Source organism: Streptomyces sp. NPDC046379 (assembly GCF_055587785.1).
Map to the genome: position 1 here is coordinate 572485 of NZ_JBVJFP010000001.1, position 17594 is coordinate 590078.

The following is a 17594-nucleotide window of genomic DNA, read 5'->3' on the forward strand; positions in this document are numbered from 1 at the left end:
AGCCAACGCGGAGGCAGACGCCCTCAGTTTCCGATCCGATTCATCCTTCTGAGCTATTCACTCAGTACATGTACTCAGTACATACTGAGGATCATGAGCACCCGCCACATACTGCTCGGGCTGCTCGCCACGGGTCCCAGCCACGGCTACGACCTCAAGCGACGGCACGACGCACGCTTCCCGCAGGCCCGACCGCTGGCCTACGGGCAGGTGTACACAACCCTGCAGCGGCTGGTCCGCGACGGACTGGCCGAGGTCGAGGGCACCGACGCCGACCACGGCCCCGAGCGCACGCTGTACCGCGCCACGGCCAAGGGCGCCGACGAACTGGCCCGCTGGGTGAGGGAGGTCACGCCGCCCGCGCCGTTCGTCGCCAACGAGATCTTCGCCAAGGTCGTCGTGGCGATCCTCGCCGCGGGCGACCCGGAGGGCTACCTGCGCGACCAGCGCGCCGCGCACATGGCGCGGATGCGCGAGCTGACGGCCGTGAAGACCGCCGTCGGCGCCGACCTCTCGACGGTCCTGTCCGCCGACTACGCCCTCACCCACCTCGACGCCGACCTGCGCTGGATGACCACCACCGCCGCCCGGCTCGCTCCCCTCACCGCGGAGGTAGACAAGACATGAGCGCAGACTTCACCACCGGGAGCGTCGCCCGCGCGGCCGGGGCGACGCCCCTGCTCGCGGCCCGCGGCCTGGTCAAGGCGCACGGCGCGGCCAAGGCCCTGCGCGGCGCCTCGGTCGAGCTGGCCGCCGGCGAGATCCTCGCCGTGACCGGCGCGAGCGGCAGTGGGAAGTCCACGCTGCTGCACTGCCTGGCCGGCATCGTCCGGCCCGACGAGGGCGCGGTGACCTACGCCGGCGAGCGCGTCGACCAGCTGCCCGAGGAGCGGCTGAGCGAGCTTCGGCGCACGGAGTTCGGGGTGGTGTTCCAGTTCGGGCAGCTGATCCCCGAGCTGACCGCGATCGACAACGTCGCCCTGCCGCTGCTGCTGGCCGGGACCGGGCGCGGCAAGGCGCGGGCGCGGGCCGGGGAGTGGCTGGAGCGGTTCGGGGTGCGGGGGCAGCAGGAGCTGCGGCCGGGCGAGCTGAGCGGCGGGCAGGCGCAGCGGGTGGCGCTGGCGCGGGCGCTGGTGACCGGCCCGAAGGTGGTCTTCGCCGACGAGCCGACCGGCGCCCTGGACTCGCTGGCCGGCGAGCAGGTGATGACCGTCCTGGTGCACACGGCCCGCGAGGCGGGCGCCTCCGTGCTGCTGATCACGCACGACGCGCGGGTCGCCGCGTACGCGGACCGTGAGATCACACTGCACGACGGTGCCGTCGCCGTCGCGGACACCCACCGGGCGGAGGCGGGCCGGTGAGCGCGGACCTGCGACTGGCCCGGCTGCTGGTGCTCGGCTCCGACCGGCACGAGTGGTGGCGGATCGTGCTCACGGCGCTGGGCGCGCTGCTCGCGGCCGGCTTCGCGCTGACCGCCGTGGTGCTGGCGTCGCTGCGCGGGTGGCACGACGTCGGGATCGCCCACGGCCTGCTGGACCGCCCCGGAGAGCGGCAGGGCGTGGTGACGGCGTTGCTGCTCCTGCTCATCCCCGTGTTCGGATTCCTGGGCCAGTGCGCCCGGATCGGCGCGGTGCACCGGGACCGGCGGCTGGCCGGACTGCGGCTGGCGGGCGCCTCGCCGTGGCAGGTGCGGCGGATCGCGGGGGCCGAGGCGGGGCTGACGTGTCTGGCGGGGTCGGTGGTCGGGACGGTGTTCTCGGTGCTGGTCCTGCTGGTGCGGTGGGGGTCGCCGTCCGTGTGGGCGTGGGCCGGCATCGCGCTGGTGGCGGTCGCGGTGCCGGTGGTGGGGGCGCTGGTGAGCGTGCTGGCGCTGCGCCGGGTGGTGGCCTCGCCGCTGGGATGGGTGCGCCGGGTGCGGCCACGGCGCGGGCCGGGGGTGCTGTTCGTGCTGGGGGTGCTGCTGTTCGTGGGCGCGGCGCTCGGGGCGTACGCCGCCCTGTCCGACGGGCCGGGCGGCCGGTCCGGCGCTTCGGGGCCGCTGCTCGTGTTCGTGCTGCTCGTGGCGACCGGGACGGCCGTGCTGTGGCTGGCCGGCGCGACGGCGAGGCTGACCGGGGCATGGCTGGCGGCCCGTACGGACGACGCGGCGGTCCTCATCGCGGCGGAACGGCTGCGCGCCGACCCGTGGGCGGCGGCCCGCACCCACGCGGCGGTCCTGCTGGTGACCCTGACCGGCACGGCCTTCGTCGGCATCCGCCGGTCCCTGCTGGACGTCCTGGACAAGCCGCAGTACCTGGACCGCGCCTTCTACACCACCGGCCTCGATCTGACGGCCGCCGCGATCGGGGTCGCGCTGGCGATCACCCTGCTCTCCCTGGCCGTGGGCACCGCCGAGTCACTGGCGAGCCGGCGCCGCGGCCTGGCCGCACAGGCGGCGGCCGGCGTCCCGCGGGCGGTGCTGGGACGCGCCCTGCTCCTGGAGACCGCCCTCCCCCTGGCCCCGGCCGTCCTCCTGGCGGGCCTGGGCGGCATGGCCATCGGCACGGGCTACGGCTCGGTGCCGTGGGCGGCTCTGCTGGTGCCGGTGGGCGTGTACGCGGTGTGCCTTCTGACGGCGGCCACGTCGCTGCCGTTCCTGCGGCGGACGCTGCGTCCGGAGGAACTGCGGTACGCGTGACCGGCGGGCGGGCACGACGGGGCGGACGGGGGTCGCCCCGGCCGCGCCGGCTCGCCGTCGGCGATCCCGGCCCTCGGCTCACGCCTCGACCGGCGCCCGCCCGAGGGCCGCGGGCGCAGCCCCCGGGCATACGAAAGCCCGGATCGCGTCAGGCGGAGATGCCGTCGATCCGGGCCAGGGCGTCGTCCGCGCCGTACGGCTGGAGGTACGGCAGCCAGCGCGGGTCCCGGTGGCCGGTGCCGATGATGCGCCAGGCCAGACCGGTGGGCGGGGCCGGCTTGTGGCGCAGGCGCCAGCCCAGTTCGACGAGGTGGCGGTCGGCCTTGACGTGATTGCAGCGGCGGCACGAGGCCACCACGTTGTCCCAGACGTGTTTGCCCCCGCGTGAGCGCGGGATGACGTGGTCGACGCTGGTTGCGACGCCACCGCAGTACATGCACCGGCCCCCGTCGCGGGCGAACAGCGCCCGGCGGGTCAGAGGAACGGGCCCCCGGTAGGGAACCCGTACGAATCGCTTGAGCCGGACCACGCTGGGTGCGGGGACTGTGACGGTCGCGCTGTGCAGATAGGCGCCGGACTCCTCGAGGCAGACGGCCTTGTTCTCGAGGACGAGGACGAGCGCGCGGCGGAGCGGTACGACGCCGAGCGGCTCGTACGACGCGTTGAGGACCAGGACATGCGGCACGGATGCCTCCTTGTACGCCGGCGGCGCGTGGCTCGCGCCGGGACGATCTGCAGTCAGTCTCCCCTCAGGCCAGGTGAATGCGCCACCATGTCCCGGTAACGGGCTGGGAGTGTTTTCGACCACATCGGATTCCTCCCCGGGAGCATGAACGGATCGTCCCACCGGCCAATCCCCCAGTTCATCCCCACATGTACGCGCTCTCTCCCTCGAACACCCCGACGGATGCCCGCGGAATGCCCCGTTAGTGTGGATGGCCTGCCCGCCCGGTGATCTTTCCGTGACCTTTGCGACCGCAACCCGTGCGTACCGGAGGCAGACCGCTGCACCTGGAGGTACCTGCCGTGTCCCTGCCCACCGCCCTGTTCGCCGCCGTCGCCGGTTCGTCGCCTGCGCCGTCCCCGTCGCCGTCCGGGACCGCCCCGTCGGTGCCCACCCTCCGGGACGCCCAGGAGAGCGCGACGCACGCGGCCGGCTGGGTGGAGGAGAACTGGTCCACCTGGCTCGCGATCGGCCTGCGCGTGCTGCTGATCGTGGTGGTCGCGGCCGTGCTGCGGGTGATGGTGCGGCGGGCGATCACCAAGCTGATCGACCGGATGAACCGCAGCGTGCCGTCGGTGGACGGCACGGCGATCGGCGGCCTGTTGGTGAACGTGGAGCGCCGACGGCAGCGCTCCCAGGCGATCGGCTCCGTGCTGCGGTCGGTCGCGAGCTTCGTCATCCTCGGCACGGCCGCGCTGATGGTGCTGTCCACCTTCCAGATCAACCTCGCGCCGCTGCTGGCGTCGGCGGGCGTCGCGGGCGTGGCCATCGGCTTCGGCGCGCGCAACCTGGTGACCGACTTCCTCTCCGGCGTGTTCATGATCCTGGAGGACCAGTACGGCGTCGGCGACACGATCGACGCGGGCGTCGCCTCCGGCGAGGTCATCGAGGTCGGGCTGCGGGTGACCAAGCTGCGCGGCGACAAGGGCGAGATCTGGTACGTCCGCAACGGCGAGGTCAAGCGGGTCGGCAACCTCTCCCAGGGCTGGGCCACGGCCGGCGTCGACGTCACGGTGCGGCCGTCGGAGGACCTGGACCGGGTCAAGGCCGTGCTGTCGGAGGTGGGCGAGGCGTTCGGCAAGGAGGAGCCCTGGAACGAGATGCTGTGGGGCCCCGTCGAGATCCTGGGCCTGGACAGCGTCCTGCTCGACTCGATGGTCGTGAGCGTCTCCGCGAAGACCATGCCCGGCAAGTCCCTGACCGTCGAGCGCGAGCTGCGCTGGCGGATCAAGCGCCGCTTCGACGCGGAGGGCATCCGCATCGTCGGCGGCCTCCCGGCCCAGCCGGAGGACGAGCCGGCCGCCGACCCCACGGCGGCCATGGCGGCCCCGTCCGCCTACGCCAACACCGCCTCCCCGCAGGCCCAGGCGGCCACCCCGCTGCCGCCGCCGGGCACGACGAAGTAACTGCCACGCCGCCGACGCCTCCGAGCATGACCAAGTAACTGCCACGCCGCCGACGCCTCCGAGCACGGCGGGCACGGCCGGTCACACCGCCGGCGACGCCGACCACGGCGGAAGAGAGGAAATGGCGGCGGGGGAACCGAACCGGCTCGGGCGGCGTATTCATGGGCAGGGGGCACTGCACCACCGGGCGGCCGCGTTGCCGATCAAGATCCCGTAAGGCCGGTGCGGATTCCCGGTCCCCGCGGGGATACTTGCGGCGACGGATGACCATGGGGGAGGTCAACAGTGGCACACCCGCCGAGCGGCAGCGCACCGCCGCAGGGCCCCGGCGCGCCCACGACGCCCGGCATCCCGGCCCAGGCGGGCCCGGCGCCGTACGCCCGCACGGCCCCCGCCGGCCCCGCACCGTCGCCCGGCCCGTCGGCCGTGCCTCCCGCCCGCCGCACCGCGTTCGCCGAGGGCGTCGACCGGCTGCGGTCGGCCGCCACCACCGAACCGGGCCGGCTGCGCGTCATCGGCGCCGTCCTCGCCCTGCTGGTCGTGGCGTTCGGCGCGGTCGCCGCCTGGCAGACCACCGAGCGGGCCGCCGCGGCCGACGACGTGCTGGGCAAGAGCCAGCCGCTCAGCTCCGCCGCCGCCGACATCTACCAGTCGCTCGCGGACGCCAACACCGCCGCGTCCAGCGGTTTCCTGGCCGGCGGCCAGGAACCGGCAGAAACCCGCGAGCGCTACGAGCGCGGCGTCCGCACCGCGGCCGCCCGCCTCGTCACCGCCGCCCACAGCTCCGACCCCGGCTCCGCCGCCGCCGCGAGCATCGCCAAGCTGAACCGGCTCCTGCCCGAGTACAAGGGCCTCGTCGAGCGCGCCCGCGCCAACCACCGCCAGGGCTACCCCCTGGGCGGCGCCTACCTGCGCTACGCGAACGACACCATGCAGAAGGAGATGCTCCCGGAGGCCGAGCGGCTCTACGCGAGCGAGAACACCCGCCTGCGCGCCGACTACGGGCACGCCACCCCCTACCCCTGGGCGGCCCTGGCCCTCGGCGTCCTGGCCCTCGCCGCGCTCCTGTGGGCGCAGCGACGCGAGTACCGCCGCACCCACCGCGTCCTGAACCGCGGCATGGTCGCCGCCACCGCCGCCACCGCCGCCGTCCTGCTCTGGCTCGTCGTCGGGCACACCGTCGCCCGCGCGGGCCTGCACGACTCCTACGATCACGGCGTGCGCTCCCTCAACGTCCTCCACGACGCCCGCATCGCCTCCCTCAAGGCGCGGGGCAACGAGAACCTCACCCTGGTCAGCCGCGGCGCGGAGACCGTCGAGACCGCGCCCGGCGAGTTCGAGGACAAGTTCGACGTCGAGTTCCGCACCTCGATGCGGCAGCTCGCCGACGGATTGCAGAAGGCCGGGGACCTCGCCGACGACACGGACGGCGCCCGTCCCGTGCGAGCGGCGGGCGGCGCGATGAAGGTCTGGCAGGACCGCCACCGCGAGGCCCGCGAGGCCGACGACCGCGGCGACTACCAGGACGCCCTCAAGAAGGTCATCGGCTCCAAGGCCGACGAGCCGACCGGCGAGTGCTTCGACAGCGTCGACGACAACCTCGCGACAGCCCTGGCCCACGAGGAACGCGAGTTCGAACAGGCGGCGGGCGACGGACGCGACGCGATGACCGGACTGCCCCTCGGCACGGCGGCGCTCGCGGTGCTGGGCGCGGCCGGCGCGCTGCTCGGCATCGGCCGCAGGCTTTCGGAGTACCGGTGATGGGGGGCGCGACCATGCTCGCACGACGCCTGCGGGCCAGCATCAGGGGCTGGGGCGGCGTGGGCGCGATGGCGATCGTCTGCGCCCTCGCGGTCGCCTTCGCCCTGCACCTGCCGCACGCCCGGCCGCACGGCGACGGCAGCACCGGCCTCGGCGGCCGGGGCGTCGCCGACGGCACCCACGCCAGGGCCGAGCAGTGCGAGAACCCGCAGGACCAGTCCCTCGCCCCGTCCGCCACCGCCGACGGCGCGAAGATCGCGGAGATCGAGCGGCGCGGCCACCTCGTCGTCGGCGTCGACCAGAACAGCTACCGCTGGGGCTACCGCGACCCCAACAGCACCGCGCGGGACGTCGAGTTGGAGGGCTTCGACATCGACCTCGCGCGCCGTATAGCGCGGGAACTGCTCGGCGACGCCGACCGCATACGCTTCAAGGCGATCCCCACCAACGAGCGCATCGCCGCGATCGAGAGCGGCCAGGTCGACATGGTCGTGCGCACCATGACCATCACCTGCGCCCGCCTGAAGGACGTCGCCTTCTCCGCGCCCTACTTCACCACCGGCCAGCAGGTCCTCGCCCCCAAGTCCTCGCCGGTCACGGGGTACGACGACACGCTCGACGGCAAGCGGATCTGCTCGGCGGCCGGTTCGACGGCGTACGACAAGCTGGCCGCGGACAGGAAGGCCGGCGTGCTCGACGCCTCCACCGACATCTCCACCACCGTCCCCAACCAGCTCGACTGCCTCGTCCGGCTCCAGCTCGGCCAGGTGGACGCCGTGGTGACGGACGGCGCGCTGGCCGCGAGCCAGGCCGCGCAGGACCCCTCGGTGGAGCTGAAGGGCGGCCTGTTCACCACCGAGTACTACGGGGTGGCCATGCATCAGGAGGCGGATGATCTGGTACGCCGGGTCAACCGCGTCCTGGAGGACTACCGTCGGGACGGCGGCTGGAAGGCGGCGTACGACACCTGGCTGTCGGCGACGCTGCCCGGAGACTCGGAGTCGGCGACGGCGCCGACGCCGACCTACAGGTGACGGACCACCGGCGACCCCGGGCCCCGGAGCCGCAGCAGTACCGACACGCGGACCAGCACACGAGAGGTGATCGATGGGCGACACGGGAGCCTCCGGTCCGGTGATGGACCGGGACGAGGTGGACCGTGCGCTGGCGCGGCTCGGCGCGGAGCACGAGGCCATCGAGACCTCGCTCTTCGCCCTCCAGGACCACGCGGGCCGCAGACTTCTCGAGGGCGCCGGGCTGACGGGCGAGACCAAAGAGCGGTGGCAGGCCACGGAGGAGTCGATCACCCTGCTGTGGTCGTACTTCGACGCCTACACGGGCGCGCTGCGCTCCGCCCGCGAGATCCGCGCCCGGCGCCGCTGGTCCAGCCGCGAGGACCTGGCGGAGCTGACCGAGCTGCTGCGCGGCGAGTGCGTCACGATCTCCGGCGGCAGCCTGCTCGGCGAGCGGTTCACGCTGGCCGCGCTGGTGGACCGGATGAACGAGCTGTACGCGCGGTCGCTGGACATGGTCGTCGCCGCCGACGCGGTCTGGTCGGCGCTGCCCGCCCGCATCGATTTACTCGCCGCCGAACTGCGCCGCACCCGCGAGCTCGCGCACTCCGTCGGCGTGCGCCCCGGCGAGCACCCGGCGGGCGACGACCTGGAACGGATCACGCGCACGCTGACCCGGCTGCGCGAGGAGGTGGTGTCCGACCCGCTGGCGTACTGGATCCCCGCCGAGGGCAGTTCGGCGCCGGGCGGCGGCAGGCCCGACACGACGGTGTACGACCGGGAAGCCCGCGCGCTGGAGGACGTACGGCGGGAGATCGACGCCGTGCTGACGGTCCGCCAGGACGCCGAGCAGCGGCTGATCAGGCTGCGTGACGTGCTCTCCCGCGCGGACCGCACGCTCGCCGAGGCCCGCACCGCGCGCGGCGAGGTGCTGGCGAAGATCGCCGCCACCGAGGTGCCCGTGGTCAGCGGGCCGCCGACCGCGCTCCAGGAGCAGCTGGCGACGGCCGCCGAGTACCGCAGGAACGCCCAGTGGCACCGGCTCTCCCCGCTGCTGGAGTCCCTGGAGGAGAAGGCGGAGGACGAACTGCTGCGCGCCCGCGAGTCCTTGACCGCGGTGACCGCGCCGCTCGCGGTCCGCGCCGAGCTGCGCGGCCGGCTCGACGCCTACAAGGCGAAGGTGGCCCGGCACGGGCTCGCCGAGGACCCGGAGCTGGTCGAGAAGTACGACGCGGCGCGCCGGATGCTGTGGAGCGCGCCCTGCGACCTGCGCGTCGCCGAGCAGGCCGTGCTGCGCTACCAGCGGGCGGCCGCCGAACTGCTGGGCTCCGCCCCGCGGGTGCCCGGCCAGGGCGGGCCGCAGGACGCCCAGGACCGGCAGGAGCAGCGGGGGCCGGGCGCGTGAGCGACGAGGGGGAGGCGGCGCGATGAGTCAGCCACCGGACAGGTGCCAGCGGCCCGGCTGCGACGGATCGTACGAGGACGTGGGCGGCGGCGAGCTGTACTGCGACACCTGCGGCCTCGCACCGGTCGTGTCGCCCTCGGGCCTGGTCGCCTCGCCGCCCACCGGGGTCGCGGGCGGCGGCCGGAACACGGATGGGTCGGGCGGGAGTTCGCGCACCGGGAGTGCCCGCGGCACCGGTGCGGGCTCCGCGTCGTCGCCGTCCTCGCGCTCCTCACGGTCCCGGCGTTCGGTGTCCGGGCGGCTGTCGCAGGCGCTGTCCGGGCGGACCACCGGCCGTTCGGTGTCGGTGCGCAGCTCCGGTTCCTCCTCCTCCGCCTCCTCGCGGGGGCGGCTGGGCGCGGGGCTGGTGCAGGTGCCGCAGGTGCCGCGGCCGGACCCGCGTTCGATGGTGCTGGAGAACCCGGAGGTGCCCGAGCGCAAGCGGTTCTGCTCGCGCTCCGACTGCGGGGCGCCGGTGGGCCGGGCGCGCGGGGAGCGGCCGGGCCGCACGGAGGGCTTCTGCACCAAGTGCGGTCACCCGTACTCGTTCGTGCCGAAACTGCGGGCCGGTGACATCGTGCACGGCCAGTACGAGGTGGCGGGCTGTCTGGCGCACGGCGGCCTGGGCTGGATCTACCTCGCCGTGGACCGCGCGGTCTCCGACCGGTGGGTGGTGCTCAAGGGCCTGCTGGACACCGGCGACCAGGACGCGATGGCCGCCGCGATCTCCGAGCGGCGCTTCCTCGCCGAGATCGAGCACGCCAACATCGTGCGGATCTACAACTTCGTCGAGCATCTCGACCAGCGCACCGGTTCGCTGGACGGGTACATCGTCATGGAGTACGTCGGCGGCAAGTCCCTCAAGGAGATCGCCAACGCCCGCCGCACTCCCGACGGCCGGCGTGACCCGCTGCCGGTGGAGCAGGCCTGCGCGTACGGCATCGAGGCGCTGGAGGCCCTCGGCCATCTGCACAGCCGCAACCTGCTGTACTGCGACTTCAAGGTCGACAACGCCATCCAGACCGAGGACCAGCTCAAGCTGATCGACATGGGCGCGGTGCGCCGCATGGACGACGACGAGTCGGCGATCTACGGCACGGTCGGCTACCAGGCCCCGGAGGTCGCGGAGGTCGGCCCGTCCGTCGCCTCCGACCTGTACACGGTGGGCCGCACGCTGGCGGTGCTGGCCTTCGACTTCCAGGGTTACACCAACGTCTACGTCGACTCCCTGCCGGACCCCGACCGCATCGAGGTCTTCCGCCGGTACGAGTCGTTCTACCGACTGCTGGTCCGCGCCACCGACCCCGACCCGGACCGCAGATTCGCCTCCGCCGAGGAGATGGCGGAGCAGCTGACCGGCGTCCTGCGGGAGGTCGTGTCCCTCCAGACGGGCCGGGCGCGGCCGGCGTTGTCGACCCTGTTCGGCCCCGAACTGCGCGTGACGGACACGGAGCTGTTCCCGGCGCTGGAGGGCGAGGTCTCGCTGCTGGGGGCGCGTGCGGGGCGGGGCCGGGGGTCCGCCGCGGGGGGCGCCGCCGCGTCCGGGGGCGCGTCCGGGCTGGTCGAGCCCGTCGACACCGGGGCCGCGTCCCTCGCGCTGCCCGTCCCCCGGATCGACCCCGCCGACCCCAACGCCGGCTTCCTCGCGGGCCTGCCGGTCAGCGCGCCGGCCGAGCTGCTCGCCGCGCTGGCCGCGACGCCGGCGCCGTCGGTCGAGACACGGCTGCGGCAGGTCCGGGCCCGGCTGGAGAACGGCGACCCGGCGGCGGCGCTGACCGCCCTCGGCGCGCTGGAGGCCGAGCGCCCGGACGACTGGCGGGTCGTCTGGTACCGGGGCGTAGCCGCGCTCGGCACCGGTGACCACGCGGGCGCCGCGCTCGCCTTCGACGCGATCTACGACGCCTTCCCCGGCGAGACCGTCCCCAAGCTGGCCCTCGGCCTGTGCGCGGAGGTGCTCGGCCAGCTCGACAACGCCGCCGAGTACTACCGTCTGGTGTGGGCGACCGACCCGAGCTGTGTGAGCGCGGCGTTCGGGCTGGCCCGGGTGCAGCTCGCGGCAGGGGACCGGCACAGCGCCGTACGGACCCTGGAGTCGGTGCCGGAGGCGTCCATCCACTACACGGCCGCGCGGGTGGCGGCCGTGCGGGCGCGGCTGCGGCGCCGAACGGCGGCCGGGTCCGACGTACCCTTCCTGGAGGACCTGACCGCCGCCGCCGCACAGGTCGAGGCGCTCGACGCGTACCGCCTGGACCCGGCGCGGCGGGAGCAGTTGGTCGCCGAGGTGCTCGGGTGCGCCCTGGACTGGATACTCTCCGGTGGTCAGGGTTCCGCGCCTTCCGCCGCCGGGGGCCGGACGCTGCTCGGCAGCGGCCTGGACGAACGGGGCCTGCGCTTCGGCCTGGAGCGTTCGTACCGCACGCTGGCCCGGCTGGCGCGGGGCGGCGAGGAGAGGATCGAGCTGGTGGAACGTGCCAATCGTTACCGCCCCCGGACATGGGTGTAGTTGATGTCGCAGATGCCCCAGCAGGCCGCCTTGTCGAGGTGCCCGAGCTGCGAGGAACCGCTCGAGCCGGGTGACCGTTTCTGCGGTGCGTGCGGGTACGACCTGTCGGCCGTGCCGCCGCGGCCGGACGACCGTCCGACGCCCACGCTGAACGGCCCGGCCCCGCAGCCGCCGTCCGCCGAGCCCACCGGTGTGCGGTTCGACCGGGCCGCGGAGCCGACGGGGTATGCCCCGGAGCCGGCGACGTACCCCTCGGAGCCGCCGGGGCCCGGGAACCACCCGTTGGAGGCCGAGGACTACCCCCTCCAGGCCCCGGACCCGCGCCTCGCCGAGACGGCGGACACGGCCGTGCCGGCGCCGCCCGCCTCATCGGCCCAACCGGTACAACCGGCACGATCCGCTCAACCGGCCGTGGCGCCCGCCGCATTGTGCGTGGCGTGCCGGGTGGGCCGGGTCGACGGCGACGGCTACTGCCAGAACTGCGGGCACGCCCAGCCCCGTGAACGCGATCACATGGAACAGGAGTCGGGCCCGGTGGCCGCCGTCAGCGACCGCGGGCTGCGCCACCACCGCAACGAGGACGCGTTCAGCGTCGGGCACGCCGCGCTGCCCGACGGCTCCCCCGCCCTGGTGGCGATCGTCTGCGACGGCGTCTCCTCGGCGACCCGGCCCGACGACGCCTCGCTCGCCGCCTCCCGCGCGGCCGGCGAGTCGCTGCTGGCGGCGCTGCCGCTGGGCGCTCACCCGCAGCAGGCCATGCACGAGGCGATCGTCGCCGCCTCCCGGGCGGTCAACGCCCTGGCGCAGGAGCCGGAGACGGCACGCGAGCACGCCCCGCACCAGAACGCCCCCGCCTGCACCCTGGTCGGCGCGGTGGTCACCGCCGGCCTGCTGGTGGTCGGCTGGGTCGGCGACAGCCGCGCCTACTGGGTGCCCCTGGACCGGTCGGCCGTACCGGCCCGGCTGACCGAGGACGACTCGTGGGCCGCGCAGATGGTCGCGGCGGGCCTGATGAACGAGGCCGAGGCCTACGCCGACGAGCGCGCCCACGCGATCACCGGCTGGCTCGGCGCGGACGCCTACGAACTCGAGCCGCACACCGCCGCGTTCAAGCCCGACCGCCCGGGAGTGGTCGTGGTCTGCACCGACGGCCTGTGGAACTACGCCGAGGCGGCCGACGAGATGGCCCGCGTGCTGCCGCCCGATGCCGCCGAACGCCCGCTGCACGCCGCCCGCGTCCTGGTCGGCCACGCCCTCGACGGCGGGGGCCACGACAACGTAACAGTGGCGGTCGTGCCGTTCCCGGCCCCCGCGCAGGGGGCAGGATCGGCGTAGGGCCGTACACGGGGAAGGCCTCGACGGACCGGAGGGGGCCGGTCCGCACTTCGTCATCGCCCCACCCCGCAGGGGGCGTTTCAAGGGGAATCCGACAACGCATGGCCAATTTCTCGAAGTCCGGCGTGCCGCAGTTCTCGGTGGACGTGTACCAGAACGAGTATCTGCCCGAGGGCGGCCGGGAGGTCAACGCGATCGTCACGGTCACCGCGACCGGGGGCGGCACGATCGGCAGCGCCGTGACGGCGCCGCATCTCTTCTCACCGGGGCAGGGGCCGTCCGCCGCCGTGGCGATCATGGTGGACTGCTCGGGGTCGATGGACTACCCGCCCACCAAGATGCGCAACGCCCGCGACGCGACCGCGGCGGCCGTCGACACCCTGCGCGACGGGGTGCGCTTCGCGGTGATCGGCGGTACGCACGTCGCCACGGAGGTCTACCCGGGCGGCGGCCGGCTCGCCGTCGCCGACGCCACCACTCGTGCTCAGGCCAAGCAGGCGCTGCGCAAGCTGCACGCCGGGGGCGGCACCGCCATCGGGACCTGGCTGCGGCTGGCCGACCGGCTGCTGTCCTCGGCGGACGTCGCCATCCGGCACGGCATCCTGCTCACCGACGGCCGCAACGAGCACGAGTCGGCCCAGGACCTGAAGGCCGCGCTCGACGCCTGCGCGGGACGGTTCACCTGTGACGCCCGTGGCGTGGGCACCGACTGGGAAGTGAAAGAAGTCACAGGCGTGGCCTCCGCCCTGCTCGGCACCGCCGACATCGTCGCCGACCCGGCCGGTCTCGCCGCGGACTTCACGCGGATGATGGAGACGGCCATGGGCAAGGAGGTCGCGGACGTCTCCCTGCGGTTGTGGACGCCGGTGGGCACCGCGATCAGGTTCGTCAAGCAGGTCGCCCCCGCCGTCGTGGATCTGACCGGCCGGCGCACCGAGGCGGGTCCGCGCGCCGGCGACTATCCCACCGGTTCCTGGGGCGACGAGTCCCGTGACTACCACGTATGCGTGGAGGTCCCGGCGGCCGGCCTCGGCCGGGAGATGCTCGCGGCCCGCGTCTCGCTGGTCGTTCCGGAGCCCGACGGCGGCGTGCGCAACCTCGGCGCGCAGGGTCTCGTACGGGCCGTCTGGACCGACGACATGACGGCCTCGACGTCGATCAACCCCCAGGTCGCCCACTACACCGGCCAGGCCGAACTGGCCCAGGTCATCCAACAGGGGCTGGAACTTCGCAAAGCGGGAGACTTGGACGGAGCAACGGCCAAACTGGGCCGCGCCGTTCAGCTCGCCGGCGCCTCCGGAAACGCGGATACGGCGAAACTCCTTGCGAAGGTGGTGGACGTGGTCGATGCCGCGACAGGTACTGTGCGACTGAAGGCGAAGGTCGCGGACGCCGACGAGATGACGCTCGAGACGCGGTCCACGAAGACTGTTCGCGTGAAGAAGTGACACAGAGCGAGCCCGGCCCCTGGGGGTTGGAGAAATCCGGCCGCACCGGCCGGAAAGGAGAGGGGGAAGCGCCGACATGCCGACCTGCCCGAACGGACACCAGTCGGGTTCCGACGACTGGTGCGAGGTCTGCGGTCACCGCATGGCCGGTGCCGTGCCTCCGCCACCCCCGCCCCCGCCGCCGCCCACCGGCGGTTACGGCTTCCCGCCGCCCGGCGGGCCGAACGGCGGTCAACAGGGCGGACGTCCGCACCCGTCCGCGGTTCCGGATTCGCCGCCCGAGCTGTGCCCGCAGTGCCGTACGCCCCGTGAGGGCGCCGCGCCGTTCTGCGAGGAGTGCCGGTGGAACTTCCTCACCAACACGGCGACGTCGTACACCCCGGCCGCCCCGCGCCCGTCGACGCCCGCACCGCGCTTCCAGCCGCCGTCGTTCGGCGGGACGGACTCCTACGAGTACCAGGGCTCCCGCCCGTCCCAGGTCAACCGCCCGGCGGAGCCGATCCCGTCGGGGCCGCCGTTCGGTTCGGCCCCGGGTGGTCCGGCAGGCCCCGGTGGTCCGGGCGGTCCCGGTGGACGCGGGGGCCAGGACGGACCGGGCGGATTCGGCAACCCCGGCGGCCCCGGCGGGCCGCAGGGCCCCGGTGGTCCGGGTCCGGGTGGGCCCGGAGGCCCGTTCGGTGAGCGTCCCGGTCCGGGTGGACCGGGAGGGCCCGGCGGCCAGGGCGGACCGGGAGGCCCGTTCGGCGAGCGCCCCGGCCCGGGTGGACCGGCAGGACCCGGCAACCCGGGCGGCCCGTCCGGCATGTTCGGCGAACGCCCCGGCCCCGGGGGACCTGGCGGCTCCGGCGGTCCCGGTGGTCGCGGCGACTTCGGTGGGCCGGGTGACTTCGGTGGTCCGGGCGGACCCGGTGGCCGCGGCGGGCAGGACGGACCGGGCGGCTTCGGCAACCCCGGCGGCCCCGGGGGACCCGGCGGCGCGGGCGCGCCCGGCGGTCCTGGCGGGCGCGGCGGGCAGGACGGTCCCGGCGGCTTCGGCAACCCCGGTGGTCCCGGCGGACCCGGTGGGCGCGGTGGACCCGGCGGACCCGGCGGTCCCGGCGGTCCCGGCGACTTCGGTGGGCCGGGTGGGCGCGGTGGGCCGGAGGGGCCCGGCGGCTTCGGGGGCCCGGGCGGCTCCGGCGTGTTCGGCGAGCGCCCCGGGCCCGGGGGCCCTGGCGGCCCGGGTGACTTCGGTCGTCCGGGGGGATCCGGTGGTCCCAACGGACCCGGTGCTCACGGCGGACGCGGTGGACCGGACGGTCCCGGCGGCCCCGGTGGTTTCGGCGGACCCGGCAGCCCGCAGGGCCCCGGTCCCGGCGCCCCCGGCCGTCCCGGCGGACCGGACGGTCCCGGCGGCTTCGGCAACCCGGGCCCGCCCGGCGGCCCCGGCGGCCCCTCTGGCTTCGGCGGCGACCCGGCGCGGCCGGCGCCCCCGCCGCCCGGCCCCACCCCGCCCGGCGGTCCCGGCGCGCCGCAGGCGTTCCACCAGCCCGGTGGTCCGTCCGCTCCGCCCGCTCACCCCGGCTTCCCGCAGGAGCCGGGCCGGCAGCAGCCGGGCGGCGGCGCGCCCTTCGGCGGCGGCGCCGACGACGACTGGGTGCTCCCCCCGCCCTCCCACACCGGCCCCGGCCAGGGACAGGGACAGGGACAGCCCGGCGGCTACGGCTACCCGCACCCCGGCGGCCCGCAGCGGCCCGCCACCTGGACGGCGACGATCGGCCCCGACCGCGCGTACTTCATGGCGATGATGCAGCGCTCCGGCCCGGAGGCCGCGGGCCTCAACCTGCCCGCGTACTCACCGGAACAGCAGCGCACCCTCTCCGGCAACCAGGTCACCATCGGCCGGCGCCGCCATTCCACCGGCGACACCCCCGACATCGACCTGTCGGTGCCGCCGGAGGACCCGGGCGTCTCGCACCAGCACGCGGTGCTGGTGCAGCAGCCCGACGGCAGCTGGGCGATCGTCGACCAGAACTCGACCAACGGCACCACGGTCAACGGCGGCGAGGAGCCGATCCAGCCCTTCGTGCCGGTGCCGCTCCAGGACGGCGACCGCGTCCACGTCGGCGCCTGGACGACGATCACCATCCGTCGCGGCTAACGCTGCGCAGAGGACGACGGGAGGGGCCAGGCGTACGGCCCCTCCGGTTCGTCCAGCCACGCCCACGCGTGCTCGCCGCTGACGGTGATCCCGTACCGCTCGCGCGGCGGCTCCCCCTCCCGCTCCCACAGCGCGTACGCCTCCTGGGGGTCGAGCCTGCCGCGGGTCAGCGCCACCAGGAAGCGGAACGAGTCGCTGTCCCGGCCGCGCAGCGGTATCCCGCCCAGCGCCGCCGGTTCCGGCTCCGCCCCGGCGCCGCCACGCAGCGGGACGAAGAAGGCGGACGTGTGCAGGAAGCGGCCCTCGGCCTGCCCGGCGCCCCGGACGTCGAGCGCGACCAGTCCGGTGGCGAACGGCGTCAGGATGCGCCCGCCGGGACGGCACTGGGCGAGCCAGGCGCGCGGAATCGACGGCAGGGCGCAGGTGGCGATGATGCGGTCGTAGGGAGCGCGTTCGGGCACACCGCGCGCGCCGTCCCCGGTGACGACGACCGGGTGGTACCCGGCGGCGTCCAGGTGCCGCCGCGCCGACTCGGTGATCTCCGGCTCCAGATCGACGGTCGTGACGAGACCGCCGTCGCCGAGCCGGTGCGCGAGCAGGGCCGCGTTGTAGCCGGTCCCCGCGCCGATCTCCAGCACCCGGTGGCCGTCCTCCACCTGCAGCGCGACGAGCATCATCGCCATCAGCGAGGGCTGACTGCTGGAGGAGAGCAGCTCGCCGTCGCGCAGCCGGGTGGCCAGCGGGGCGTCCTCGTAGGCGCCGCGCACCCAGCGCTCACGCGCGGCGGGATCGGGGCTCTCCCCCCAGTGCCGCTCGTAGCCGCCGACGACGCCCACGTAGTAGTACGGCACGAAGAGATGCCTGGGCACCGCCGCGAAGGCCTCCCGCCACACCGGGTCCGCTTCCCAGGCCCCGTCGGCGTCGATCTCCCGCACCAGCGCGGCCCGCGCCGAGGCGGCGACGGCCTCCAGCCCTTCGCAGTCGCCCTCGCGGCGTTCGCCGCGCTCGGGACCGTCGTCGCCCGTGTCCGTGTCGAGAGCCTGCGCACCCATGGGTCCACTGTCCTGCGATTCCCGCCGCGAGGCGAGCGCCCGGCGCCTCGTGGTATCCGTGGTCCTAGGGCCGCAGACCTCGGTCCCCGCG

At 74.8% G+C, this 17594-nt stretch carries 13 protein-coding genes; 11 read left to right on the top strand and 2 right to left on the bottom strand.

Annotated elements, in window-relative coordinates:
* Positions 1 to 93: 93 nt before the first annotated feature.
* Genes ACZ6KF_RS02565 through ACZ6KF_RS02575 form a run of 3 tightly spaced genes read left to right on the top strand, consistent with a single transcriptional unit; the run spans position 94 to position 2677 of the window.
* On the top strand, positions 94 to 627 hold the full coding sequence (locus ACZ6KF_RS02565; RefSeq protein ID WP_469174609.1) for a PadR family transcriptional regulator: 534 nt from the start codon (positions 94 to 96) through the stop codon (positions 625 to 627).
* Positions 624 to 1361 (top strand): ABC transporter ATP-binding protein, encoded by a 738-nt coding sequence (locus ACZ6KF_RS02570; RefSeq protein WP_469236926.1) that lies wholly within the window; start codon positions 624 to 626, stop codon positions 1359 to 1361. Before ACZ6KF_RS02565 ends, ACZ6KF_RS02570 begins: the two co-directional genes overlap by 4 nt.
* Entirely contained in the window at positions 1358 to 2677 is a 1320-nt protein-coding gene (locus ACZ6KF_RS02575; protein ID WP_469236928.1) for an FtsX-like permease family protein, read from the top strand. Before ACZ6KF_RS02570 ends, ACZ6KF_RS02575 begins: the two co-directional genes overlap by 4 nt.
* A 148-nt stretch (positions 2678 to 2825) precedes the next feature.
* Here ACZ6KF_RS02575 and ACZ6KF_RS02580 read toward each other — a convergent pair whose 3' ends face one another.
* Complete coding sequence (locus ACZ6KF_RS02580) at positions 2826 to 3362, bottom strand: HNH endonuclease (protein WP_188179413.1); 537 nt, start codon at positions 3360 to 3362, stop codon at positions 2826 to 2828.
* A 341-nt stretch (positions 3363 to 3703) separates the two neighbouring features.
* Here ACZ6KF_RS02580 and ACZ6KF_RS02585 point away from each other — a divergent pair, with 341 nt between their 5' ends.
* From ACZ6KF_RS02585 to ACZ6KF_RS02620, 8 genes are all read left to right on the top strand, one after another.
* Positions 3704 to 4807: a mechanosensitive ion channel family protein gene (locus ACZ6KF_RS02585; protein WP_469158504.1), complete on the top strand. Its 1104-nt coding sequence runs from the start codon at positions 3704 to 3706 to the stop codon at positions 4805 to 4807.
* Between the two features lie 285 nt (positions 4808 to 5092).
* Complete coding sequence (locus ACZ6KF_RS02590) at positions 5093 to 6568, top strand: hypothetical protein (protein WP_469236931.1); 1476 nt, start codon at positions 5093 to 5095, stop codon at positions 6566 to 6568.
* A gap of 14 nt (positions 6569 to 6582) precedes the next feature.
* Positions 6583 to 7602 carry a glutamate ABC transporter substrate-binding protein gene (locus tag ACZ6KF_RS02595; RefSeq protein WP_356631557.1) on the top strand — a complete coding sequence of 340 codons (1020 nt, stop codon included), beginning with the start codon at positions 6583 to 6585 and terminating at the stop codon, positions 7600 to 7602.
* A gap of 73 nt (positions 7603 to 7675) precedes the next feature.
* Positions 7676 to 8986, top strand: coding sequence for a hypothetical protein (locus tag ACZ6KF_RS02600; protein WP_469236934.1), 1311 nt, complete (start codon positions 7676 to 7678; stop codon positions 8984 to 8986).
* A 22-nt stretch (positions 8987 to 9008) separates the two neighbouring features.
* A complete protein-coding gene (locus ACZ6KF_RS02605; RefSeq protein ID WP_469236935.1) occupies positions 9009 to 11528 on the top strand; it encodes a serine/threonine-protein kinase in 2520 nt (839 codons plus the stop codon).
* A 3-nt stretch (positions 11529 to 11531) separates the two neighbouring features.
* On the top strand, positions 11532 to 12863 hold the full coding sequence (locus tag ACZ6KF_RS02610) for a PP2C family serine/threonine-protein phosphatase (protein WP_469236937.1): 1332 nt from the start codon (positions 11532 to 11534) through the stop codon (positions 12861 to 12863).
* Positions 12864 to 12964: 101 nt separating this feature from the next.
* Positions 12965 to 14311 (top strand): vWA domain-containing protein, encoded by a 1347-nt coding sequence (locus tag ACZ6KF_RS02615; protein ID WP_469236940.1) that lies wholly within the window; start codon positions 12965 to 12967, stop codon positions 14309 to 14311.
* Positions 14312 to 14387: 76 nt separating this feature from the next.
* A complete protein-coding gene (locus ACZ6KF_RS02620) occupies positions 14388 to 16451 on the top strand; it encodes an FHA domain-containing protein (protein ID WP_469236942.1) in 2064 nt (687 codons plus the stop codon).
* Here the strand turns inward: ACZ6KF_RS02620 and ACZ6KF_RS02625 are convergent.
* Entirely contained in the window at positions 16448 to 17503 is a 1056-nt protein-coding gene (locus tag ACZ6KF_RS02625) for a methyltransferase domain-containing protein (protein WP_469236945.1), read from the bottom strand. The genes ACZ6KF_RS02620 and ACZ6KF_RS02625 overlap by 4 nt on opposite strands.
* Positions 17504 to 17594 lie beyond the last annotated feature (91 nt).

Excerpts from the sequence above, each read along its gene's own strand:
- ACZ6KF_RS02565 (WP_469174609.1), top strand. The coding sequence starts at position 94 with ATGAGCACCCGCCACATACTGCTCGGGCTGCTCGCCACGGGTCCCAGC.
- ACZ6KF_RS02570 (WP_469236926.1), top strand. The coding sequence starts at position 624 with ATGAGCGCAGACTTCACCACCGGGAGCGTCGCCCGCGCGGCCGGGGCG.
- ACZ6KF_RS02595 (WP_356631557.1), top strand. The coding sequence starts at position 6,583 with ATGCTCGCACGACGCCTGCGGGCCAGCATCAGGGGCTGGGGCGGCGTG.
- ACZ6KF_RS02600 (WP_469236934.1), top strand. The coding sequence starts at position 7,676 with ATGGGCGACACGGGAGCCTCCGGTCCGGTGATGGACCGGGACGAGGTG.
- ACZ6KF_RS02615 (WP_469236940.1), top strand. The coding sequence starts at position 12,965 with ATGGCCAATTTCTCGAAGTCCGGCGTGCCGCAGTTCTCGGTGGACGTG.
- ACZ6KF_RS02605 (WP_469236935.1), top strand. The coding sequence starts at position 9,009 with ATGAGTCAGCCACCGGACAGGTGCCAGCGGCCCGGCTGCGACGGATCG.
- ACZ6KF_RS02610 (WP_469236937.1), top strand. The coding sequence starts at position 11,532 with ATGTCGCAGATGCCCCAGCAGGCCGCCTTGTCGAGGTGCCCGAGCTGC.
- ACZ6KF_RS02625 (WP_469236945.1), bottom strand. The coding sequence starts at position 17,503 with ATGGGTGCGCAGGCTCTCGACACGGACACGGGCGACGACGGTCCCGAG.
- ACZ6KF_RS02620 (WP_469236942.1), top strand. The coding sequence starts at position 14,388 with ATGCCGACCTGCCCGAACGGACACCAGTCGGGTTCCGACGACTGGTGC.